General features: G+C 46.8%; 21 protein-coding genes. 14 read left to right on the top strand and 7 right to left on the bottom strand.

What is annotated here, in order from left to right:
• Positions 1-3: 3 nt before the first annotated feature.
• The 6 genes from fabF to DYP60_RS11485 all read left to right on the top strand — a co-directional run bounded on the left by fabF (position 4) and on the right by DYP60_RS11485 (position 5,484).
• Positions 4-1,248 carry a beta-ketoacyl-ACP synthase II gene (gene fabF / locus DYP60_RS11460; protein ID WP_117331151.1) on the top strand — a complete coding sequence of 415 codons (1,245 nt, stop codon included), beginning with the start codon at positions 4-6 and terminating at the stop codon, positions 1,246-1,248.
• Between the two features lie 12 nt (positions 1,249-1,260).
• Positions 1,261-1,704: a 3-hydroxyacyl-ACP dehydratase FabZ gene (fabZ, locus tag DYP60_RS11465; RefSeq protein WP_117331152.1), complete on the top strand. Its 444-nt coding sequence runs from the start codon at positions 1,261-1,263 to the stop codon at positions 1,702-1,704.
• 2 nt (positions 1,705-1,706) lie between these two features.
• On the top strand, positions 1,707-2,918 hold the full coding sequence (gene fabV, locus DYP60_RS11470) for an enoyl-ACP reductase FabV (RefSeq protein ID WP_117331153.1): 1,212 nt from the start codon (positions 1,707-1,709) through the stop codon (positions 2,916-2,918).
• 201 nt (positions 2,919-3,119) lie between these two features.
• Positions 3,120-4,061, top strand: coding sequence for an ABC transporter substrate-binding protein (locus DYP60_RS11475; protein WP_117331154.1), 942 nt, complete (start codon positions 3,120-3,122; stop codon positions 4,059-4,061).
• Positions 4,058-4,756, top strand: coding sequence for an ABC transporter ATP-binding protein (locus DYP60_RS11480; protein WP_117331155.1), 699 nt, complete (start codon positions 4,058-4,060; stop codon positions 4,754-4,756). The genes DYP60_RS11475 and DYP60_RS11480 overlap by 4 nt, the downstream gene beginning before the upstream one ends.
• Positions 4,753-5,484, top strand: coding sequence for an ABC transporter permease (locus DYP60_RS11485; RefSeq protein WP_117331156.1), 732 nt, complete (start codon positions 4,753-4,755; stop codon positions 5,482-5,484). Before DYP60_RS11480 ends, DYP60_RS11485 begins: the two co-directional genes overlap by 4 nt.
• 57 nt (positions 5,485-5,541) lie before the next feature.
• Here the strand turns inward: DYP60_RS11485 and DYP60_RS11490 are convergent, their stop codons facing one another.
• Both DYP60_RS11490 and DYP60_RS11495 read right to left on the bottom strand, forming a co-directional pair.
• Positions 5,542-6,516, bottom strand: coding sequence for a sugar phosphate isomerase/epimerase family protein (locus tag DYP60_RS11490; protein ID WP_117331157.1), 975 nt, complete (start codon positions 6,514-6,516; stop codon positions 5,542-5,544).
• Between the two features lie 16 nt (positions 6,517-6,532).
• Positions 6,533-7,552 (bottom strand): LacI family DNA-binding transcriptional regulator, encoded by a 1,020-nt coding sequence (locus DYP60_RS11495; protein ID WP_117331158.1) that lies wholly within the window; start codon positions 7,550-7,552, stop codon positions 6,533-6,535.
• Between the two features lie 223 nt (positions 7,553-7,775).
• Between DYP60_RS11495 and DYP60_RS11500 the strand changes: the two genes are divergently transcribed.
• The 8 genes from DYP60_RS11500 to DYP60_RS11535 all read left to right on the top strand — a co-directional run bounded on the left by DYP60_RS11500 (position 7,776) and on the right by DYP60_RS11535 (position 18,196).
• Positions 7,776-8,780: an autoinducer 2 ABC transporter substrate-binding protein gene (locus DYP60_RS11500; protein WP_117331159.1), complete on the top strand. Its 1,005-nt coding sequence runs from the start codon at positions 7,776-7,778 to the stop codon at positions 8,778-8,780.
• A gap of 112 nt (positions 8,781-8,892) precedes the next feature.
• Positions 8,893-10,377, top strand: coding sequence for a sugar ABC transporter ATP-binding protein (locus DYP60_RS11505; protein ID WP_117331160.1), 1,485 nt, complete (start codon positions 8,893-8,895; stop codon positions 10,375-10,377).
• A gap of 12 nt (positions 10,378-10,389) precedes the next feature.
• Complete coding sequence (locus DYP60_RS11510) at positions 10,390-11,427, top strand: ABC transporter permease (RefSeq protein ID WP_117331161.1); 1,038 nt, start codon at positions 10,390-10,392, stop codon at positions 11,425-11,427.
• On the top strand, positions 11,427-12,485 hold the full coding sequence (locus DYP60_RS11515) for an ABC transporter permease (RefSeq protein ID WP_165849563.1): 1,059 nt from the start codon (positions 11,427-11,429) through the stop codon (positions 12,483-12,485). Before DYP60_RS11510 ends, DYP60_RS11515 begins: the two co-directional genes overlap by 1 nt.
• Complete coding sequence (locus DYP60_RS11520; RefSeq protein WP_117331162.1) at positions 12,482-13,240, top strand: glutamine amidotransferase; 759 nt, start codon at positions 12,482-12,484, stop codon at positions 13,238-13,240. Before DYP60_RS11515 ends, DYP60_RS11520 begins: the two co-directional genes overlap by 4 nt.
• Positions 13,241-13,609: 369 nt before the next feature.
• Positions 13,610-14,095: a MarR family winged helix-turn-helix transcriptional regulator gene (locus DYP60_RS11525; protein ID WP_117331163.1), complete on the top strand. Its 486-nt coding sequence runs from the start codon at positions 13,610-13,612 to the stop codon at positions 14,093-14,095.
• Positions 14,088-16,304 (top strand): ABC transporter ATP-binding protein, encoded by a 2,217-nt coding sequence (locus DYP60_RS11530; protein ID WP_117331164.1) that lies wholly within the window; start codon positions 14,088-14,090, stop codon positions 16,302-16,304. The genes DYP60_RS11525 and DYP60_RS11530 overlap by 8 nt, the downstream gene beginning before the upstream one ends.
• Positions 16,301-18,196, top strand: a complete 1,896-nt coding sequence (locus DYP60_RS11535) for an ABC transporter ATP-binding protein (RefSeq protein ID WP_117331165.1) — start codon at positions 16,301-16,303, stop codon at positions 18,194-18,196. Before DYP60_RS11530 ends, DYP60_RS11535 begins: the two co-directional genes overlap by 4 nt.
• Positions 18,197-18,371: 175 nt before the next feature.
• Here DYP60_RS11535 and DYP60_RS11540 read toward each other — a convergent pair whose 3' ends face one another.
• The 5 genes from DYP60_RS11540 to DYP60_RS11560 are packed head-to-tail and all read right to left on the bottom strand — an operon-like array spanning position 18,372 to position 23,675.
• Entirely contained in the window at positions 18,372-19,136 is a 765-nt protein-coding gene (locus DYP60_RS11540) for a MerR family transcriptional regulator (protein WP_117331166.1), read from the bottom strand.
• Between the two features lie 9 nt (positions 19,137-19,145).
• On the bottom strand, positions 19,146-20,084 hold the full coding sequence (locus DYP60_RS11545; protein WP_117331167.1) for an ABC transporter permease: 939 nt from the start codon (positions 20,082-20,084) through the stop codon (positions 19,146-19,148).
• Between the two features lies 1 nt (position 20,085).
• On the bottom strand, positions 20,086-21,105 hold the full coding sequence (locus DYP60_RS11550) for an ABC transporter permease (RefSeq protein ID WP_117331168.1): 1,020 nt from the start codon (positions 21,103-21,105) through the stop codon (positions 20,086-20,088).
• Positions 21,102-22,613 carry an ABC transporter ATP-binding protein gene (locus DYP60_RS11555; RefSeq protein WP_117331169.1) on the bottom strand — a complete coding sequence of 504 codons (1,512 nt, stop codon included), beginning with the start codon at positions 22,611-22,613 and terminating at the stop codon, positions 21,102-21,104. The genes DYP60_RS11550 and DYP60_RS11555 overlap by 4 nt, the downstream gene beginning before the upstream one ends.
• 60 nt (positions 22,614-22,673) lie before the next feature.
• Positions 22,674-23,675, bottom strand: coding sequence for a BMP family protein (locus tag DYP60_RS11560; RefSeq protein WP_117331170.1), 1,002 nt, complete (start codon positions 23,673-23,675; stop codon positions 22,674-22,676).
• Positions 23,676-23,685 lie beyond the last annotated feature (10 nt).

The raw sequence follows: 23,685 nt of genomic DNA on the forward strand, positions 1-23,685 counted from the left end.
AAGATGGAACGTGTGGTAGTAACCGGCATGGGAACTGTCAACCCACTGGGAACAGAGGTGGAACAGTTCTGGAAGCAGATACAGGCGGGATCCTGTGGCATTGACATGATCACCAAGTTTGATACAACCGACTATCCTGCCAAAATTGCTGGGGAAGTCAAGGATTTCGATCCCTCAGACCTGCTTGATCGCAAGGAACTCAGAGGCATGGCTGACTTCTCTACATTTGCCACCCATGCAGCCGTACAGGCAATGAATCAAGCAAACCTAGAGAAAGGTTCCTTTGACCCCTATAGAAGTGGTGTATATATTGGGAATGGTATTGGAGGATTCGAAGTTGCAGAGGAGAACCTTGCCAAGCTTTTTAAGAGAGGTCCCCATGCAGTAGCACCGCTTACCATCCCCAAGCTTATCATCAATGAGGCTGCAGGAAATATTGCAATTCACTTTGGCATACAAGGCCCCTGTCACACCACCGCCACTGCCTGTGCCTCCGGTACCGATGCAATCGGGGATGCATTCAACGCAATTCGTTTCGGATTGGTAGATATGGCACTGGCTGGTGGCACTGAGGCTGCCATAACACAACTCAGTGTTGCGGGGTTCTGCCGCCTGCAGGCATTGGCAACCAAGTACAATGACACACCCAAGATTGCCAGTCGACCGTTCGACAAGGAACGCGATGGGTTTGTCATAGGAGAGGGAGCTGGCATGCTCGTGCTTGAATCTTTGTCACATGCGAAAAAGCGTGGTGCAACCATTCTTGGTGAGATTGCCGGCTACGGCATAACCTGTGATGCCTTCCACCTTACTGCTCCTAATCCAGAAGGGGAAGGAGCTGCCAGAGCAATGAAACAAGCAATCGAGATGGCAGGAGCAAGTCTTGATGAGGTGGATTATATCAATGCCCATGGCACAAGCACGGCAGCAAATGACTCCATGGAAACCAAGGCGATCAAGCGTGTATTCGGGGATGCAGCGTATAAACTCAAGGTCTCATCGACCAAATCTATGACCAGTCACCTGGTGGGAGCAGCGGGAGCAGTTGAAGCTATCATCTGTCTGCTGGCCATTAGGGATCAGTACTTCCCCTGTACACTTAACCTAACTAATCCAGACAGTGAGTGTGATCTTGACTATGTACCAAATAAAGGTATGTATGGTACAATTCGCTATGCTGTCAGTAATTCTTTGGGCTTTGGTGGGCATAATGGTGTGCTTGTTTTTAAAGCCTATCAGGAAAGCTAAGGAGGAGAAATAATGCAAGAGCAGTTAGAGACGCCGGAGGAACTACTTCCTCACCGAGATCCATTTTTGTTCCTTGATGAGTTGATCGAGGCTGATGAAGAACACACCGTTGCAAAAAGGGTTTTCACCGATGACCACTTCTTTTTCAAGGGTCACTTCCCTGCTTATCCAGTGGTACCGGGAGTCATTCTTGTGGAAACCATGGCACAGTGTGGCGGGGCCGGGCTCTGTCAGACAGGGTTGCTTCCCCATGGGGCCTTCTTTGTACTAGCCTCCATTGAAAAGGCCAAATTTCGTGCTCAAGTACGCCCTGGTGATTGTGCTATCATTGATGTGCAGAACGTCAGAGTAAGCAAGATAATGCTCCGCCAGAAGGGAACCATAACTGTCAACGGGAATGTTGCTGCTGAAGCATCCTGGATGTGCATCGTCAATAGCCAGCAAGAAAGGATTTAGTTGTGATCATCACGAAAAAAGTAATGCGTAATGTCTCTCTTACCGCTCACCCCGCTGGGTGTAAGCGGTATGTTCAACAACAAATTGCCTGGGTAAAGAACCAAGCACAGAATGGGGTGGATGCACGCTATCCCAAGCCAACAGCAGAGATGCTTCCAAGACGAGTGCTTGTCATCGGTGGATCCACTGGGTATGGACTCTCCAGCCGTATCGTTGCCGCCTACACAGGAGGAGCCGACACCATCAATGTGTCCTTTGAGCGTGAACCAGCCGAGAAAAAGACAGCTACCCCCGGCTGGTACAACACCATGGCATTCGAGCAACAAGCTCAGAAAGACGGCATGAAGGCAAGCTCGGTTTTCGGTGATGCATTCAGTACGGCCATCAAGGAAGAGACCGCCCGGAAAATCAAGGAAGAACTTGGGCAGGTTGACCTGGTTATCTACAGCCTTGCAAGTCCCTTGAGAAACGATCCAGTTACTGGAGAGACCTACCGTTCAGTACTCAAACCCATAGGAAAACCATTTACCGCCCTCTCCGTAGACTTGGGTGATGATGTGGTCAAACAAGCTACCATAGACCCTGCCACTGATGAGCAGGTACAGGATACGATCAAGGTGATGGGTGGAGAGGACTGGATGCTCTGGATTGACTTTCTTCTCGCACAAAACCTTCTTGCAACAGGAGCCATGACAGTAGCTTACTCCTACATTGGCCCCAGGATCACCTACCCGGTCTACCGGGAAGGGACCATTGGAAAGGCGAAGGAACATTTGGAAAACAGTGCAAGTGCATTGACCAATAAACTCGAAGCCATCGGTGGCAAGGCATTTGTATCGGTCAACAAAGCCCTTGTCACCCGCGCAAGCGCAGTTATTCCTGTCGTACCTTTGTACATGGCACTGCTCTATCAAGTGATGAAAGAGAAACATATCCATGAGCACTGTACCCAGCAAATCTATCGCCTGTTCCACAGCCGACTGTACACCAAAGATGAGATTCCCACCGACCAGGAAGGACGACTCAGGGTTGATGATTGGGAGATGCTTGAAGAGGTCCAGAAAGAGGTGGAACGCCGGTGGGCTCTCCAAAAGGAAGGGCAACCGCTCTTGCAAGGGGACTTGGATGGGGTCATGGAGGAATATGAACACATCCATGGGTTCGGCTTCCCCGATATCGACTATCAAGCAGACATTGATCCAAGAATTGTCTGATTAGTACATGGGCAACTTCCTTTAGGAGGTTGCCTTTTCTTTCTATAAGTTTCTATTTATTTGCTTTCTTTACTTCCTATCTCGGTCCTTTATTAGAGTTCATTATATAATACCCCCCTGTTCAAATACTACACGAATACATGGTATACTCAGCCTCATCATTGCAAGTGTTTATACAGGTGTGATACATTTTTCTCATCTATGAAACTACTCAGAATGCAAACCATGCTCATACTCATTCTCTCCTTGGCACTCATTGCCACAGGATGTGCAAAGGATGCGCAGCAAAGCGCATCAGAAAAAGCAGGACCAGAGCCAACACTGAAAGTTGGAATGATGAGTGCTGTTGATGCTGCACCGTTCTACCATGCACTCGAGGCAGGGTATTACGAGGATGAAGGCGTAGATGTTGAACTGGTACTCTTTACCAACGGACAGCATCGCCAGACTGCACTGCAAACCCAGCAGGTTGATGGCGCAATGAGCGACTTGGTAGCTCTCATCACCCAGAGCACGAGCGATTTTCGCTTGATCGGTACGCTCTCGACGGACGGGGCTTTCCCTTTGCTTGCCACCGGACCTCTCACAGAGGGGACAACGGTAACGGCGGGAACGATGGAGATCAGCGTTACCAACTACCTCCTTGATGCATATCTTAAAGAGCGCTATGCAGTGGAGAAGGTGTTCATCAATGAAATTCCTGCTCGCCTGGAGGCAGTTGTCTCCGGTCAGTTGGATACAGGAATCTTCCCTGAGCCGTTTGCCAGTATTGGAGAACTCAGAAATCTGGAAAAACTCACGTTTGAGGGTATACCGAGAGAGAGCCTGAACATCATTGCTTTCACCGAGAAGGCGTTAGAGGGGAAAGAAAAACAGATAGCCGGGTTCCATAGAGCCTATGAGCGGGCAGTCAAAGATCTACAGCGTGACCCTGAGCTTGCCCGTACTGCTCTGATGAATGCAATTCCAGCCTTGCCTGAAGAGATACGCTCTACCATGGGACTTCCCACCTATCATACCCCCTCACTTCCCAGTGAATCCTTTACCGAGGAGATCATCTCATGGACTGAAGGCATTACTGGAACCGAGTATACTGTCGGGCCCGAGGACCTCTTTGATGCGAGGTTTATAAACGCCTTATGATACTCTCCCTCACCGATGCAAAGCTCGACTATCCCAAAACCACCGCCTTCCAACACTTTTCCTTGACAGTTGAAGATGGAGAAATGGTCAGCATCATCGGACGGAGTGGGTGCGGTAAAACCAGTTTGCTCTATACCATTGCTGGCCTGCTGCCTCTCTCTGGAGGGACTATGCAGAGGGCTTTTGGAAATGAGGGGGTCGCACTCATGTTCCAACAGGATCGACTCCTTCCCTGGAAACGTATCATCGACAATGTGTTGCTCGGCCTTTCCAAGGAAAAGACAGAAGAGGCTGCTACGTTTTTGCGTTCCATGGGACTGGGCACTGTGATGCATCACTATCCCCATGAACTCAGTGGCGGGATGCGGCAGCGTGTAGCGTTGGCAAGAGCATTAATTAGGAAGCCTAACATACTACTGCTTGATGAGCCCCTTGCCAGTCTTGATGAGCAGCAACGGGAGATGCTACAGAACGATATCAAGAAGTATGTAAGGGACCAAGGAATAACGCTTCTCCTTGTGACGCACAGCATTCAGGAAGCGGTATTCATGGGAAGTAGGATTGTTATGATGACTAACAAAGGAGTTTCCTACGAGCTGAAGAACCAGCTCCATGACGATCCCAACCTCCGTACCCGTGATGAGTTCTTCTCCATGCAGAAGACCTTGCGCCTCCACTTGGAGGCAACACGATGAAATACCTAAGAGGAATGGGTGTTGTATTGTTGCTCTGGTACGTAGCAGCATTTCTCATCTCGTCCCCGGTCATTCCATTCCCCCACTCTGTCTTCATCTATACTCTGGATCAATTTGTTCCCCAGGAGATGCACCTGCATCTCCTCTATTCCCTCTACAGAATACTCTTGGGATTGTTCATTGCGCTCTTCTTTGCCATTCCCACGGGGATGATCGCAGGAAGAGTGCCTGCACTTGACCGCTTGATCTCCCCGGTTCTCTATCTGCTCTATCCACTACCGAAGATTGCTTTTCTGCCTGTGTTCATGGTGTTGCTGGGTATCGGGGACCTCTCCAAGATCATCTTGATTGCCATCATTATCTATTTCCCTGCCTCCGTAACCATACGGGATGGAGTGAAAGAAATTCCGTTTGAATTCCTCCAATTGGCAGTGGCCTACCACCTGAGCAGAAAACAAGTCCTTAAGGACATTATCTGGCCTGCAATACTGCCACGTATTTTCTCTTCCCTACGAATCACACTGGGCATTTCTCTCTCTGTGTTGTTCATAAGCGAGACCTATGCAGCATCCTATGGGCTCGGGTACTCAATCATGAACTACTGGGTCATGGCCCAGTATACAGGCATGTATGCTGCAATCATGCTGCTCAGTCTTCTTGGGTTACTGCTCTACATCATTGTGGATTGGGCTGAGAGACTCTGTGTGCATCCACGGGCGAATATGTAGCAGCCTCCCAATTGAGAGGCTGCCTTACCAACCTAAAAGAACGCTTATGCAATAGTTCTATTTGAAGAAGGTTTTTCGGATCCAGCGTTGTGATTCGACGGCATTTCCTTTTGTAAGCAAATCCCTGATCTCTTCCATTACCTGATCACTCAACTTCTCCTCAATCATTCGCAGGAACTCTACACTCTCGCGTAGCGCACCCTGTCCATCTTCACGATACGGATACTGGTCCATCGAAAGCCACCCATCATACTTGGTTTCTTTCAGCCAGAAAAGCATTTCAATATATCTCGGGAAATGCACCGACCCGACAATCATATCATCATCCCAGGTTCCATAGTTGTCATTGAAATGCATGTGGAACAGCTTTCTTCCGTACTCCTGGAGAATGACAATGGACTCAGCCACATTCTCCCCTGCGACGAACGCATGACCGGTATCAATGCAGACACCCACGTTATCCAGCTTGGTCTCCTTTGCAAGCAACAGGGTATCTGAAGCTCTGGCCATGAAGCTGAAATTTCGTGGTTCTTTTGGCTTATATTCAAGTGCAAACCTGATATCTGGAGCAGCTGTTGCCACTGTTTGGATGGCATCTTTCAACCAGGCACGCTCCTGTACCAGATTGGATTGCAGTGTATAGTCGTATCCATCCTGCCCCGGCCAGATATTCAGTGTTTTGCAGTTCAGCTTCCTGGCCATTTCTACACAGTCGAATGTATAGTCCAGTGCTTGCTTGCGTATTTCACTATCCTTTGCTGCAAGACACCCTTTCCCCCATCGTTTCTGACTGAAATGATCTGGAATAATGGAAACACACTCTAGGCCATACCTATCGAGCAATTCACCAACTTCATCGACATTCTCTGGAGCAACATCCCACGTTCCTACCAGCTCGACACCTTCAACACCCTCAATTTCGGATGCCTGTTTGATCAATTCAGCTTTGGGAATCTCATCCTTGTACCCTGAAGAAAGAAACCTGTCACAGGTGTTCCCTAAGTTTCCTAGAATAATTGAATACTTACTCATGACGTGTACCTCCTTGTCATGTTCTTCTCATAACACTATCCCTAACCACCAAGTTCCCTTGGACAAGCCAGGTGGATGGTTCCAGCACCCATTTTGTTTTTATTTTTTCGAGTAGTACGTGTACTGCCTTCTCTCCGATTCGTCTTGTTGGAATTTTCACGGTTGTTAGATGGGGCTCCATCATTGCTGCCATCGGAAGGTCATCAAAACCGACAACTGAAACATCTCTTGGAATTCTATATTTCTTTTCTTTCAATGCTTTTATCACCCCAAAAGCAGCTACATCATTGTAGCAGAACAAAGCTTCTGGCAGCAAAGGCTCATTATCAAGATACGCTTTCATTGTTTGGTATGCACCATCAAAACCTGGTTCTACAGAAATGAAGGAAGCCTCATCCATCTGGAGGCGGTTATGGGCCATAGCAAGTGCAAAGCCTCGTTCACGCAGTACAATATTCCCTGATTTCATGGAACTGGTAACCATCTGTATTCTCACGTGGCCATATGATACCAGATGATCAATCACTTGATATACTGCATTAATATTTGCCATATCCACAAAATCGCAGGCAACTTGGTCAAAGAAGGTATCAATTACCACAAAGGGAACACTACATGAATGTAGAATCTCCAGGTCAGATTCATCTAATTCTGTACCTATACATACTACTCCTTTGGGGTGTCTTCTCTGAATCTCTTCTACACAACCTTGAAGCGTACTACATTGGGTCTCAAATATTTCAAACTGATATCCTTCAGCACTGACAGCTTTGTTGATACTATCGATATAGTCCATGATGAAAACGCTCTGGTCTTGATTCAACAGCAATCCATGTTTTCTGAGTCGGGCGAGTAAAATCGGGCCATTACTGGGACTACTCATTGGACGGTCCCCAGGCACTCGATAATTCATTTCTCGTGCCAAGGCAATAATCCGCATGCGCGTTTCATGACTCACACCACGATGACCATTTAACGCAAGGGAGACGGTTGTTTTTGACACTCCAGCCTTCTTGGCTATCTCTTTAATTCCCATATATACAGAAGTATCACGCGTAGGAATTCCTGTCAAATAGTTTATTAAATTTTGCTAAACTATTTTATTATTATTACAATTCTTTCATGATTTATGTGTTTTTAGCATTATTTTTCTTTTCTATGTGTTATTTTATCATTTCTTCCTAACAAGTTAATTATATTTGACTTCTCGATAATGCGGCGTTAGAATTCAAATACGTACTGTAAAGGAGGACTACAGAATGAAAAAAATTCTTGCTTTCGCGTTGATTGTTTTGCTTTTAGGACCAACTCTGTTTGCTGCAGGGCAAGCAGAGAAGAAAACAGGCTATGAGATTGTAGTAGTACCTAAGGATGCTTCAAACCCATGGTTCGTGCGAATGAAAGTTGGTGTAGATGAGTATGCCAAAGAAACCGGCTTGAATGTATATCAGAGAGGAACTGCTCAGATTGATGCAACATTACAGGCCCAGTTGGTACAAGACTTGATTGCACAGGGAGTAGATGCTATTTGTGTCGTCCCAGTAGATCTTGAGTCATTGGAACCGGTGCTTGGTCAAGCAAGGGATGCTGGGATTGTGGTAATTGCACATGAAGGTGCTGACCTCGAGAACGTTGACTATGATATTGAAGCCTTCAGCAACGCTGGATATGGCGCATTCATCATGGACAACCTTGCAGAGGCAATGGGCGGCGAAGGATTGTACACCACCATGGTTGCATCCCTTACCAATGGTTCCCACAATGAATGGGCCAATGCAGGTGTCGCACATCAGAAAGCAACATACCCCAAGATGAAGCTTCTGGAACAAGAACCCAGAGTTGAATCAAACGATAATGGTGATGTTGCTTACAATGTAGCCAAGGAGCTTTTCAAGAAGTATCCCAATCTGAAGGGAGTTATGGGGACCTCTTCATATGATGCTCCGGGTGTTGCAAGAGCCATTCAGGAATTGGGCTTGGTAGACAAGGCTTTCACGTCAGGTACCGGTATGCCTCTTGATAACGCTGAACTGCTTGAGAGCGGCGTCGTCAAGTCACTTACCCTCTGGGATCCTGCACTTGCAGGAAAAGCAATGATTTCTCTTGCTGTCAAGGTATTGGACGGCGAAGAAATCACAGAACCAGTGGATCTGGGTGTGGAAGGATACACCAACATGATGTTCAGGAAAGGCAGTAGCACTGTTCTTGAAGGTGAAGGCTGGATCGTTATCAACGCTGATAATGTCTATGACTTTGGTTTCTAAGGATTGCTTCTAAGAAGGATTGCCCTGCAGAATTCGAAATTTCGCAGGGCAATCTTCATTTAGTAGAGACATATCTGATGAACAGAACTGCACAAGAAGGGAGGAATGAGCCATGTCGGAGAGCCTACTCGAGACCGTAGGTATATACAAATCATTTGTGGGAGTGCAGGCGCTCAAGAATGTATCGTTCAGTATGCAGCCCGGAGAGATTCATTGCCTTGCCGGAGAGAACGGAAGTGGGAAATCCACACTGATCAAAGTTATCAGTGGTGTATATACACCAGATGCGGGGCATATAGAGTTTCAGGGAAAGCAATACAAGAAGATTAGCCCGATTGATGCCATCAACAACGGGATTCAGGTAATATACCAAGACTTTTCTGTTTTTCCCAATTTAACAGTCATGGAAAACCTTGCTTTCAACAATGAACTTGCGGAAGGCCGACGGCTTGTAAATTGGAAACGAATGAAAAGCATTGCGGAAGAAGCGCTCTCGAAAATCAATGTTTCAATTGACTTGGATGCCTATGTGGGGACCCTCTCTGTCGCTGAAAAACAAATGATTGCAATCAGTCGCGCATTAATGCAAGATGCGAGACTGATCATCATGGATGAACCTACCACAGCCCTTACTAAAAAAGAGGTTACCAATCTTTTCGAGATTATCACCCAGCTCAAAGCACAAGGTATAGCCACCCTCTTCGTCAGCCACAAATTGAATGAAGTGTTCGAGATATCAGAACGGTTTACCATTCTACGAAGTGGTGAAGTAGTGGCATCTGGAGCAACCTCGGATCTAGATGACAGAAAATTCTCTTTCTATATGACTGGACGCGAATTTGAGAAACGAAACTTTAAGGCTGAAAATGTTTCCAAGAATCCCATTTTTAGAGCAGAGAAAGCAGGGTTGTCTAATCATTTTTCAGATATTTCATTTTCGCTTCGCCAAGGAGAGATTATTGGTATTACCGGACTCTTGGATTCAGGACGAACAGAATTAGCCCTCTCCATGTTTGGTGTCAGGCCAATCGATAAAGGCACGTTCTTCGTGGATGAAAAACCGGTTTCCATACGGAGTCCACGAGATGCAATCAATTATGATATTGGCTATGTCCCAGAAGATCGTTTGAGTGAGGGCCTGTTCCTTTCACAAAGTATTGCAGATAACATCGTCATTTCTAAAATTGACCAACTCACTAAGAAAGCAGGGGTTCTTGACAAAGAGCAACGTTCCAAGGAGGTTGCCCGATGGGTGGAGAACCTTGCTATTGCTACACCGGATGCAAACAACGCAAGTCAGACTCTTTCAGGAGGCAACCAGCAGAGAATCGTGCTTGCAAAATGGCTTGCCTGTAATCCAAGGATTTTGGTTATGAACGGACCTACGGTTGGAGTAGATATCGGATCAAAACATGATATCCATGGTATTCTCCATGATTTGGCGAAGAACGGGATTGGCATCATCATCTTCAGTGACGACCTTCCTGAGGTGATAGAAAATTGTTCCCGTATACTGGTCATGAAGAATGGGACCATTGTTACGGAACTCTCACCAGAGAACACTGATGAGAAAATGATTTTGTCATATATGTTGTAGGGAGGCATTACGATGGATACAACACGTACGTTACTAAAAAAACTTTCTCGTCGGAATGAACCCTATATCTTTCTGGTACTTCTGGCATTGTGTTTGTTGATAGAATTCCGATCCGGACAATTTTTCTCTTCCAACAACCTTGTCGACATCGCATCTGCATTGATTGTTCCCGGTCTATTTGCAATAGGGACTTTCCTTGTAATCATCTCCGGTGGTATTGATGTTTCCTTTCCTGCTCTTGCTTCATTGAGTATGTATGCAACCACGAAGTATCTGTTGGACATCAACTATCAAGGGGGTGTTTGGGCCGCAATCTTGATGGCTCTTGTTATCGGGGCCTTGCTAGGAGCTTTTAATGGGCTGTTCATTGGATACTTCAAGCTTCCAGCTCTCATTGTAACACTCGGATCCTCGAGTGTATTCAAAGGAATAATGCAAGGTGCACTGAATTCCAAACAGTTGACCATCATTCCTTCAGGAATGCGGAACTGGGGAACTTCAGCTATCTTTACAGCCCGTAATCCAGTATCAGGACTGACCAGCCGGATGCCAGTAGCATTCATTGCCTTCGTTATTGTATTGCTCTTTGTCTTTTTCATCCTGAAGTACACCATGTTTGGTCGTGGAATCTATGCAATCGGAGGAAGCGAAGTCAGTGCACACAGAGCAGGTTTCAACGTGGTACGGACCAAGGTTGTCATGTATATAATGGTAGGGATGATTGCAAGTCTTGCTGGCGTTATTAGGGCTTGCATGATGCAACAAGCTCATCCAACCAATATGCTCGGTATGGAAATGAATATTATCGCCGGTGTCGTCTTGGGTGGGACAGCAATTACAGGAGGACGCGGTACACTACTTGGATGTATGCTTGGAACGCTGCTTATCGTGATTGTAGAAAATTCCATGATTCTGTTGGGAATCCCAACTTCATACAGGAGCGTTTTCACTGGTGCTATGATTATCATTGGAACCGGCATAAGTGCATATCAGGTTATGCACATGAATAAGACGCATAGTAAAAGAACAAAGAGCAAGGAGGCTGCATGATGACCAAGGATACAATACAGCCATTGCAACGTTTCCAGCACATGTACCGCAATGATCGACATCTTTGGCGTTTGGTCTTGATGATTGTCCTCTGGTTGTTGTTCATGGCAATTACTCGTTTCAGCAAGTTTTATTCCATGATTAATTTCCAGACGATGGCCGCACAGTTCCCAGAGTTCGGTATTATGAGCCTGGGAGTTATGCTATGCATGATCACCGGAGGCATTGACTTATCTGTTGTAGGGACAGCAAACCTTACTTCCATCCTTATGGGATTCTTGCTCCTTCGGCTTACTGATGCTGCTGGAGGGCTTCCGGCTTTTGCCATTCCCTTGGTATTTCTCCTGGCAATTCTTATAGGAGGATCCTTGGGTCTCTTTAACGGATTACTTGTTTCAAAATTCCATATACCTCCCATACTGGCCACAATGGGCTCGGGTGAATTGTTTACCGGTATATGCCTAGCAATGACGAACGGGAATGCGGTAAGCAAGTTTTCTCGCACGTATGCAAAGACCATAAACAACCGTCTTTTCGACCTGATACCCGTGCAATTAATTATTTTCATTGTGATGGCAGCCCTTATCTGGTTTCTTATTTCTAAGACAGTTTTTGGGACAAAGATCTACATGCTGGGGACCAATGAGAATGTAGCAAAATTCAGTGGTTTGAATATTGACAGTCTGTATCTGAAAACCTATATGCTTTCAGGAATTTGTGCAGCCCTTGGCGGGATGATAATGCTTGCCAATTACAACTCTGCCAGAGCCGATTACGGAACGGTCTATACACTGCAATGTGTCTTGATTGTTGTATTGGGAGGGGTAAATCCTTCTGGTGGCCGAGGACGGATCAGCGGTGTTGTATTAGCAATTATACTGCTGCGCCTTCTTGAAACGGGTCTCAACCGATTCCCAAGAATCAGCAGCTACTATATTTCCCTCATCTGGGGAGGTGTTCTCATTCTGGTCATGGTTATGAATTACTTTACCGAACATAAGAAAGTGGTCTTCCAAGAGCCTACACACCCAACCCTACAAAAGGAAACTACGGAATGAAACGTATTAGAGTCATGCTGGTCGGTGAATCATGGTTCTCTGAAAGTTCTCATTTTAAAGGCTTTGACCATTTCAGCTCAGGGTACTATGAAACAGGACAAGAACACATGAGGAAAGCTCTGGAAGCAGATGGAGAGATTGAATACATGCATCTCCCAGGTCATCTTGCTGGAGAGTCATTTCCTACCAGCATGGAGGAATTATCCAAATATGATGTTGTCATTCTTAGTGACATTGGTGCAAATTCACTCTTATTGAGTCAAGGTGTGTTTGTTGAAGGGAAAACTTCGGTCAATCGCCTTCAGCTGATTCGAGAATGGGTACAAAATGGTGGTGCACTCTGTATGTGTGGAGGATACCTGTCTTTCGCCGGTATCCAAGCTTCTGCCAAGTACTTTAGAACACCGATTGAAGAGGTGCTTCCTGTAGATATTTATACATTTGATGACCGTATTGAGACACCTGAAGGGACAACCATACAGGTCCTTGACCCTGTACATCCAATTATTAAGAACATACCAAAGCAGTGGCCAATCCTCTTGGGGTATCAAGAAGCACCATTGAAAAAGGATGCTCATCTTATCCTAGAAACAGGCTATGGGCATCCTCTTCTTGCTACGATGGAATATGGGAAAGGGCGATCATTGGTTTGGATGTCTGATATCGGGCCACATTGGTGTCCAAAAAAGTTTGTCGAGTGGGAAGGCTATCGGCTGATGTGGCAGAATGCTATGCATTGGCTTGCAAAGCGATGATATTGCCACCCACCCTATGGAGTAATTTTACCAGTTATCTTCTCCTCTTATTTTGTTTAAGAAGCTCAGTATCATGCAATCCACTACTCATTTCACAGCACTTCTCCATGAGTAGCTGCTTCACGTTTGCTTTTACATTCCCCCCGGAGTAATCGGTACGGAAAACCAGCTATATGCGTAATCTCTCAGCAATACAAAGGTAATAAGTACACACTCATCCTCAGGTAAAATGATGGAGTCCCGTTTCGTTGTTTCGCTTTTTAGGAGAAACTTGAGATTTATTTCCAAATACTCTTGTCTCTTTGCATGCCCTTGCGTATTGTTACCAATGAAAATTAATAAAGACTTATTAGTTAAGGATGCAACTAAATGGAAGACAATACATTGAAGGAGCAATTGATACAAGCATTGCTGCGGTTCAAGAGACTGAGTATGACATTCCCCCCTGAGTATCATGTGAATGTCGGAGAATTCTTTGTGATGAAGAAACTGGAAAAAAACAACTTGTGCTCTGAGAGCCCGGTAAATGTCTCGGATATCCATAGCAACCTGCACGTGACCAAGCCTGCCGTCTCCCAAATGTTGAATTCCTTGGAGAAAAAGGGATATGTAAGCCGAGCGATTGACAAGACCGACAGGCGGCGGATTTCCGTCACATTGACTGCGGAAGGGATGAAGGTATTGAAGGCAATGACACAGTATATGGACCAAACGCTCGGGACGACCGTTATGCGGTTTGGAGAAGAAAATACTCGCCAGCTTATTTCACTTTTCACCTTACTTGCAGATATTTCAGAAGATGTGCAAGCAGAAGCCATGGCTGCATACAGGAAGGGAGTAAACCCAATTGACTAAATTAGCAAAATATTTGAAGCCATTCTCCGTTGGCTTGATACTGACTATTCTGTTATTGGTAGTCCAGGTGGTAAGTACCCTGAGTCTACCCAATTACATGTCGGATATCGTGAATGTCGGGATTCAGCAGAACGGAATCACCCATGCAGCCCCCGAAGCCATCAGTGAAACCGGTATGCAGCTGATAACCACGTTTATGGATGAATCGGAGAAGCAAACATTTACCCAAAGCTATACACGCAAAGCCGTAACAGATGTGAATAAATCGGGAGTCAGCTACCAGACGCTGTATCCGAAGGCAACAGGTGCTCTGTATGTCAAGCAAGCAGGAAGCGCAAAAAATCAGCAGCAGCTTGACCAGATATTTGGGGCGGCAGCCATGACCATGGCGACTCTGCTGCAGGACATGGGTACTGCCGATGCATCTGCCATAAGTACGCAACAGATGGACAGTACAACGCTCTATCAAGTGGCGAAAATGGTGGATTCCGTACCGCAATCGGCCATTTCCGAAGTTCATGCCAACGTACTTGAGAAGGATCCATCGTTTCTTAAGCAAAGCGGTATTGTGCTTTCCAAAATCTTTTTGGCTGAAATCGGTGTTGATGTGATGGAGACACAGACATCCTACATCCTAAGAATTGGGATGATCATGCTGGTAATCACGCTATTGGGGGGTATTGCCACCATCTTGGTGAGCTTCCTGTCCTCAAGGATATCCAGCGCAGTGGCACGAGACCTTAGAAAGGATGTCTTCGAACGAATCGAAAACTTCACCAATGCTGAATTTGACCGATTTTCTACCGCTTCCTTGATTACTCGTTGTACGAACGATGTCATGCAAATCCAACGGTTTCTCACAATGGGCATCAGAATGATCGCCTACGCCCCGATCATGGGACTGGGCAGCGTGCTAATGGCCATTGACAAGTCCGTATCGATGAGTTGGATCATCGCAGTAGCCTGTCTGGTCCTCATTGGTTTGATCATGGTGCTGATGGCCATCGTCATGCCCAAGTTCAAGGTCATCCAGACGTTGGTCGATCGATTGAACCTGGTTTCCCGAGAAAACCTGAGCGGGTTGATGGTCATCAGGGCATTCGGTACCCAAGCATATGAGAAACAACGGTTTGCACTTGCCAATGATGATCTGACCAAAACCAATTTGTTTGTGAACCGGGTCATGTCGTTGATGATGCCATTGATGACATTGGTCATGAATGGGGTAACTTTAACCATTGTGTGGGTTGGTGCCCACCAAATTGCCAATTCCGTCTTGCAGGTCGGGGATATGATGGCATTCATGCAATATGCCCTACAGATTATCATGGCATTCTTGATGCTTTCCTTCATGTTCGTCATGGCTCCCCGTGCAGCGGTGTCCGCAGGCCGTATCGCCGAAGTTCTAGAGACCGGGATTGCCATCAAGGACCCTGAGCATCCCGAACCGTTCAAGGAAGAAAGGAAGGGGTATGTGGAATTCAATCATGTGAATTTCCGGTATCACAATGCAGAGGAAGATGTGCTCTCCGATATCACCTTTACTGCAAAGCCAGGGGAGATGACTGCGATTATAGGTTCAACGGGTTCAGGAAAATCCACAATAGCAAATATGATTCTTCGTTTCTATGATGTCACTGCAGGTGAGATTCTGGTCGACGGTGTTGATGTCAGGCAGGTAAGGCAACAGGAGCTGCGTGAGAAAATCGGGTACATCCCGCAAAAAGGGATGTTGTTCTCCGGAACCATTGCCTCAAACCTGCGCTACGGAAAGGAAGATGCCACAGACGCGGAGGTCGAGGATGCTGCTAGGGTGGCACAAGCCATTGATTTCATTGATGAGAAACCTGATCGGTTCGATACGCCGATTTCCCAAGGTGGTTCGAATGTCTCGGGAGGACAAAAACAACGTTTGTCAATTGCCCGTGCATTGATCAAGAAACCAGAGATTTTCGTGTTCGACGACAGCTTCTCCGCTTTGGACTACAAAACGGATGTGATGCTGCGAAAAGCATTGAATGAATCCACTGGAGACAGTACGGTCATCATCATTGCACAACGGGTAAGCACAATCAAACATGCCCAGCAGATTATCGTGTTGGATAAGGGAAGAATCGTCGGAAAGGGAACACACGAGGAATTGCTGAAAACCTGTACACCCTATTATGAGATTGCGTCTTCGCAACTCTCCCAGGAGGAATTGGCATGAAAGAAACTACTACAAAGAAAAGCATGCCGCAACGAAACCCAACGAGGCCAAGAGGCGGTCATGGGATGATGATGCAGGGGGAGAAAGCGAAAGATTTCTCCGGATCCATGGCAAAATTGATTGCATATTTGGGAGCTTATAAATGGGCTATTCTCTTCGTATGGGTTCTGGCCATTATCTCTACCATATTCACCATCTTAGGACCGAAATTTCTGGGGATGGCAACCGATGAACTGTTTTCCGGCATTATGGCCAAACTTGCAGGAAGCGGAGATGTGAATTTTGGAAGGATCTCTCAGATCATTATCTTTCTGATCGGCTTGTATATCGTCAGCGCATTGTTTTCCTACTTGCAACGGTATGTGATGGCAGGAGTGTCAGCCAAACTTACCTTCAGATTGCGCAAGGATATCAACGAAAAAATACATGCGCTTCCGTTCTCCTATTATGATAAGACTACTCATGGGGAGGTGCTGAGTAGGATTACCAACGATGTCGATACAATCAACCAGACGCTGAATCAGAGCATGACCGAAATCATCACCTCTGTGACAACTTTGCTCGGTATCATTGTGATGATGCTCACCATCAGTTGGCAACTCACCTTGATTGCCTTGTGCATCCTCCCCCTTTCCTTGCTGGTGGTCATGGTGATCATCAAGAAATCTCAGAAACATTTCATGAATCAGCAGAACTTTCTGGGAAACGTCAACGGACATGTAGAGGAAATGATCTCCAGCCATGTAGTCGTTAAGTCCTTCAATGGGGAAGAGAAGTCGATGAAGACATTCAATACTTTGAATGACAACCTGTACAAATCGGCATGGAAGGCTAACTTTCTTTCCGGCCTGATGAGGCCCATCATCACCTTTATCGGCAATTTCGCCTATGTAGCCATCTGTATATTCGGTGGATATATGACAATCAAAGGGACTATGACTGTCGGTGGCATCCAGGCATTCATCCAATATGTCAGGACATTCACCCAACCTATTACCCAAATTGCCAACATTTCCAATGTGCTGCAGCTCACCGCTGCTGCAACAGAACGGGTGTTTGAATTTCTGGGAGAAACGGAAGAAGCCGCTGACGCTCCTGATGCATTGACGGTGCAGCGTGATTCTAATCTTGCTCCTTCGCCGAACAGCGTAAAGGTGGAAGGGACAGTAAAATTCAACGATGTTTCCTTTGGCTATGATCCAGAGAAGCTCGTCATCCACGATTTCAATGCAACGGTCAAACCAGGGCAGAAGATTGCCATTGTCGGTCCTACCGGTGCCGGGAAGACAACCATCGTGAAGCTGCTGATGCGGTTCTATGATGTGAACAAGGGATCAATCACGATTGACGGGAATTCCATACAACTGTTCAAACGTAATGAGCTACGCTCGTTGTTCGGTATGGTGTTGCAGGATACCTGGCTGTTCAACGGTACCATTGCAGACAATATACGGTATGGAAAACTGGACGCCACAGATGAGGAAGTCAAAAAGGCTGCGCAGACTGCACAAGTGGATCATTTTGTTCACACACTTCCAGAGGGGTATCATATGGTCCTCAACGAGGAGGCGGATAATATTTCTCAGGGACAGAAACAGCTGCTTACTATTGCCCGTGCCATTCTCGCTGATCCTGAGATTCTCATTCTTGATGAAGCGACCAGCAGTGTCGATACCCGAACGGAGATCTTGATCCAGAAGGCTATGGACAACATGATGAAAGGACGGACGAGCTTTATCATCGCCCACCGGTTGTCTACCATCCGCAATGCCGATCTGATTCTGGTGATGCAAGATGGTGACATTGTTGAGCAAGGCACGCATGATGAATTGATCAAACACAAGGGTGCGTATGCAGCCTTGTACAACAGCCAGTTTGAATTAGCTGTCTGATAGGTGTTTGGCAAGGTCTTTTGTGCGAAGTACCTTGCCAAGCTTGCTTCAACTCCCCTCTTGTTGCTATGGGTTTAAGCTGCCTGGGAAACACTGTGATTTCTTTTATCTCATAGCTCGTCTTCACGAGAAGGGCAACCAGATTATGTTCTGAACACAGAAGAAAAATATGCAGCTATGCTCCTACAAGAATGGGAATCTGGATCTCAGTAATAAATCTACTACTATCACGCTCTACAAACTGATCGAGAATATTGAAATTGACCTCCCAATCAGCAAGGCGATACTCCCCTTTCCCTTTCCTGATCCGTTCTATTGCTGTCCCTATTGTCTCGTACGAACCCTGATGATAGCCACAAAGGAAAGCTCCTCCTTTGATGACTGACACATCATGAAGTGAAGGAAGCTCTGTCTCATCAGGTATGTATTCAAAGAGGTATGCACCAAACTGTTTCGTGTTTTCCCGATAAAACACCAGTGTTGGATGGAAATAGAATACATCAGATCCGTAAAGTATCTCCTCTGAACCGATGTCTAGATAGTACCGGTCAGGGAATGTCTTCACCTGTACCTCCTGCAGACTCACCTGAGGAAGCTGCACCTTGATAAACTCAATTTTTCGCTGGATTGCAGAATCGATGGAAATAAGTTCTTGCCAACGTTGCTTGAGAAGAGCCGACTGCCCTTGCAAGCGTTCGATGGTGTGATCAAGGGTTCTGCTATCCAAATACTCCCGGATTTGCTCCAAAGAGTACCCTAACCGCTTCAAATACCGAATAGAAGCAACCTGGTAGACCTGGTCAAACTTGTAGAGCCGATAGCCGTTGGCATGATTCCTGTGGGAAGGTATCAACAGGCCAATCTTGTCATAGTACCGTAGTGTCTGCACATCGATGGCAAACAAATCCGCCAATTCCCCGATGGTGAAAAAGTCTTTCATGAAGCAATATTAGCGCTTGTCTCGCTCATACGGAACCCCCAGTGCAGAGGGATCCTGACTCTTTCCAATTGAAAAGAGCAGTACCAGAATTGTCACTAAGTAAGGGAACATAGCAAACGCCTGGGAAGGTATCAAAGAGCCCATTGTTTGGAGTCGAATCTGTAGGGCTTCAGCTGAACCTATAACCAATGCAGCGGCAAGAACTCCAAGAGGATTCCGCCGCCCAAGAATGACCGTGACCAAGGCAATATAGCCCTTTCCACTGGTGAGATTCTCCATAAAGAACCCAAGCTTCACCGTTGAGAGATATGCTCCACCCAGTCCACCGAGCACTCCATTGATGCATGCAGCACTGTAACGAACCATATTGACCCTAATTCCTGCAGTATCCGCGGCTCGTGGATTCTCTCCAACTGCCTTGAGGATGACCCCCCACTCCGTCTTATAAAACAGCACAAACAGCAGTATCACACACAGGAACAGCAGATACACGAAAGAATCTTGGTAAAACAATGCAGGACCAATGATGGGAATTCTGTTGAGCAAAGGAAGCTTTACACGACTGATAATCTCGATGGAAGGAAGTGTAGTAGTCTTGCCAAACTGGATCAGGAACAAGAAGCTGGTCAACCCAAGAAACAAGAAATTCAGGGCAAGTCCTGCAATTGTTTGGTCAGCCTTGTAGTGGATGCTCAACACCGCATGAATCATGCTGGCGGCCACACCACCGGCAATACCGGCAAGCAGACCAAGTACAACACTGGAAGTCTGAAACATCGCCCAGAAGCTGAAATATGCACCACTGAGCATAATTGCTTCCACTCCAATATTGCTTATTCCAGCACGTTCACTTACTGTCTCTCCCAATCCAGCAAGTGCTATAGGAGTTGCCATACGGATAGTTGCTGCAAGAAAGGTTGTTACCAACGTAAGCGTTACAGGATTCATCCTACACCTCCCTGTAGCCAAAGAACTGCTTCCGTGCCAGAATCATAATGACCAACAACCCCATGATGATACTGGCGATGGAAGTCGGAACCCCACTGCTGCGTTGCATTGCCATCGATCCAACCTGCAATGCTGCGATACCCAGTGAGCTGAGAATAATCCAGAAGGGGTGATTCTTACCCAGGAGAGAGACCACGATAGCCAAGTACCCATAGCTTGGGCTGATTCCTTCGATCAAGCGGTGATGCAAGCCTGCAATCTCACTCACCCCCGCCAAACCGGCAAGTCCACCACTGAGCAATGCAGAAAGCACCATGTGGCTTTTCACAGAAATACCGCTGCACATACTAGCCCGTTTATTAAGGCCCACAGCCCGCATACAGAACCCCGTTGAAGACCTAAACATCAGTAAGTAGACCAAAACGGCGCAAATCAGGGCAAGAAGAAATCCTGCATGCAGGCGCGTAGGCAAAAGCAACATAGGAAAATACGAAGCAGGAGGCAGTATCGGTGACATCGGATAGGGATAGGAGGGATCCTTCAAACTGGTCCTCACCAGTATCCCCACCAAGTTGATTGCAATGTAATTCAGCATAATGGTGTTGATAATCTCAGAAAGACCAAACTTGGCCTTGAGAATACCAGGGATGACCGACCAAACCCCTCCAGCGAGAAACCCTACCAGTATCGCAAAGAAAATCATCAGTATTGGCGGCAAGGAGGGAAAAGTCATCCCCAACCAAGTAATTGCAATAGCGCCAAGGTAAATCTGCCCCTCTGCACCAATATTGATGAACCCAGTACGAAACCCGATGGAAACACCCAGGGCAGCAAGCATCAGGGGGGTTGCGCGTACCAAGACTTCCCCGATCGAATACGTTGATCCCACGATACCCCGTATGAAACTAGAGAGAGATGAAGGAATACTACTACCCACCATGGCGATTAGAAGGAGAGAAACGCCCAGTACGATACACGTCACTACGGTGAGCGAAAGAGCATTGGAAACAGACCGTTTCATGCATTCCTCCTTGCAGGGGATCCTGCCATCAATAGTCCAAGATAGGTCAAATCAACATCTCCTTCTCTCTCGATTACATCAACAATGGTTCCACGATACATCACGGCAATGTTGTCACTCAAATCCAAGATTTCCTCTAGGTCGGAAGAGATCAGAATGACAGATGAACCTTGGCTTCTGAGTTCCAAAAGGGTTTTATGGACATCCTCAGTCGAACCTACGTCCAAACCTCGTGTAGGCTGGCAGGCAATGACTACCTTCACATTTCCAGCCAGTTCACGGGCAAGAATCAACTTCTGTTGGTTTCCTCCCGAGAGATAGCGCACGGGATGCTCCAGCGACCCACTCTTGATCGCATACTTCTTTACTGCCTGTTCAGTCAACTCACGTAGCTTCTTTCGAGCAATGAAGTGGTGGTGATTGCACTCCTGTCCACGATAGCGGGTAAGCAGAAGGTTTTCCTGCATATCCATATCTAACACTAGGCTATCGAGCAAGCGGTCATCGGAAATGTACCCAAACCCTAACGCCCTGCGTTGTTTTACCCCCAGGTGTTCCAGGTTCTTACCATCCAAGGTCAAGGAGCCTTCCTTTATCTTTCGTATTCCCAATAGCAACTCAGCAAAGGCTTTTTGTCCGTTACCATCGACACCGGCAATCCCGATAATCCTTCCAGGGGGAACTTCCAAGGAGATGGGGCCTACGGATTCCTGAGCATCCTGTATAGCTGTAATACTCAATCCTTCTCGGTCAAAGGTACAAGGCAACTTTGCTCGTATCATCCGATTGAGTCTTCTTCCCACCATCAGCTGGGAGAGTTCTGCTTCATTCGTCTCTTTTGTCTTGACGTCCCCTACCTTCAAGCCTCCCCTCAGGACTGTTATCCGGTCAGTGAGTGAGAGAACCTCAGCAATATGGTGCGTAATGATGATGACAGAGTGTCCTTCTGCTCTCAACCTTTTAAGGATGTCAAACAGGCTCTCCACCTCTTGCGGTGTGAGCACAGCTGTTGGTTCATCAAGTATGAGCAACTGTGCTTCTCGGTAGAGGACCTTGATGATCTCCACCCGCTGTTGCTGTCCTACTGAGAGTGAGCTCACCAGCGCCGTGGGATCAACGGCAAGGTTATAGCGCTCACTCAGCAAACGGATTTCCTCATCGACCTGCTTGCGTTTGACAAACGGGTACCCTGGGCTTTTCAACCCGAGGGTGATGTTCTCACTGACTGTCAGGGTGGGAACCAACGTAAAATGTTGATGTACCATTCCAATCTTATGGTTGATGGCATCCTTCGGACTTTTTATCTGGACGAGAACTCCATCCAACGTGATAGAACCACCATCTGCTTGATAAATCCCGTAGAGAATGTTCATCAAGGTGGTCTTTCCTGCCCCATTCTCACCAAGCAAGGCATGAATCTCCCCATGGTCAACATACAAGTTAACCTTGGAATTGGCGCTCTTGCCAAAGAATGCCTTGTCAATGTCAATCATTTCCAGAAACGCCATGCCATCTCCTCATACAACTAAGCATGCTCCCCGTTTATAGGGAGCACGACATTTTTTATATTACTTGGTTCGCGTCTCGATTAAGGGAACGGTAAGGCTCCCATCAAGAATCTGCTGTCTGGTTGAGGCAACCATGTCCTTGACGTCCTGTGGAATCTTGTCCTCAAAACTGTTGTACCCTGAGATATCCACAACCCCATCCTGCATACCAAGGTTGAATACCCCACCCTCATAGGTATCGGTACTTACCTTCTCAACTGCAGTCAGGACCAGGGCAGGTACACTGTAAATGGTAGAAGCCATTACGGTATCAGGGGCGATGGAGTTCTGGTCGTAGGAGTCACCGGTTGCAAGCAACCCGCGCTCCTCAGCGGCCTTAATCACTCCGGTTCCTGCCTGGTTCGCACAGTGGGAGAGAACGTCTGCTCCTTGGTCAGCCATGGAGAGCGCTGCCTCCTTTCCTAGTGCCACGTCAGTGAAACTGCTTACATAGGCTTCCAATACCCTGATTGATGGATTCACTGCCTTGGCGCCAATCTTGTATGCCTCCAGTACCTTAACGATGGAAGGCTGTTCGAATCCGCCAACAATGCCGATGGTTCCACTCTCTGACATGGAAGCTGCGAGCATACCCATCAAATATCCGGCCTCTTCACAGGCCATTACATAGCTGGCTGCATTGTCGCTGTAAACATTGGATTCAATTGCCATGAACTTGGTATTGGGGAACTGGGAAGAAATCCTGACAGCTGGTTCACCAAATTGGAAACCGTGTCCGATCACCAAGTCATACCCTTGAGCTGCATAGTCTCGGAACGCTGCCTCTCCATCAGCAATTCCCACATTCTCTGAATATGCAGTCTGGAGATTGTACTTCTCCTCTGCCTCTTTTAAACCGGCAAAGGCTACTGCATTCCATCCTTGGTCGTTGGCCGGCCCAGAAAGCAACAGCGCAACCTTCATCTTTCCCTCTGCTTCATCCTTCTCTGCTGAGCCACCAGCAAACAAGAGCGATGTTCCGAGTACCAGAATCAAACAAGTTACCATCAATGTCTTTTTCATGTTCGTTACT

Origin of the sequence: Sphaerochaeta halotolerans (assembly GCF_003429665.1) — a bacterium.
In the GTDB taxonomy this organism is placed as follows: Bacteria; Spirochaetota; Spirochaetia; order Sphaerochaetales; family Sphaerochaetaceae; genus Sphaerochaeta; species Sphaerochaeta halotolerans.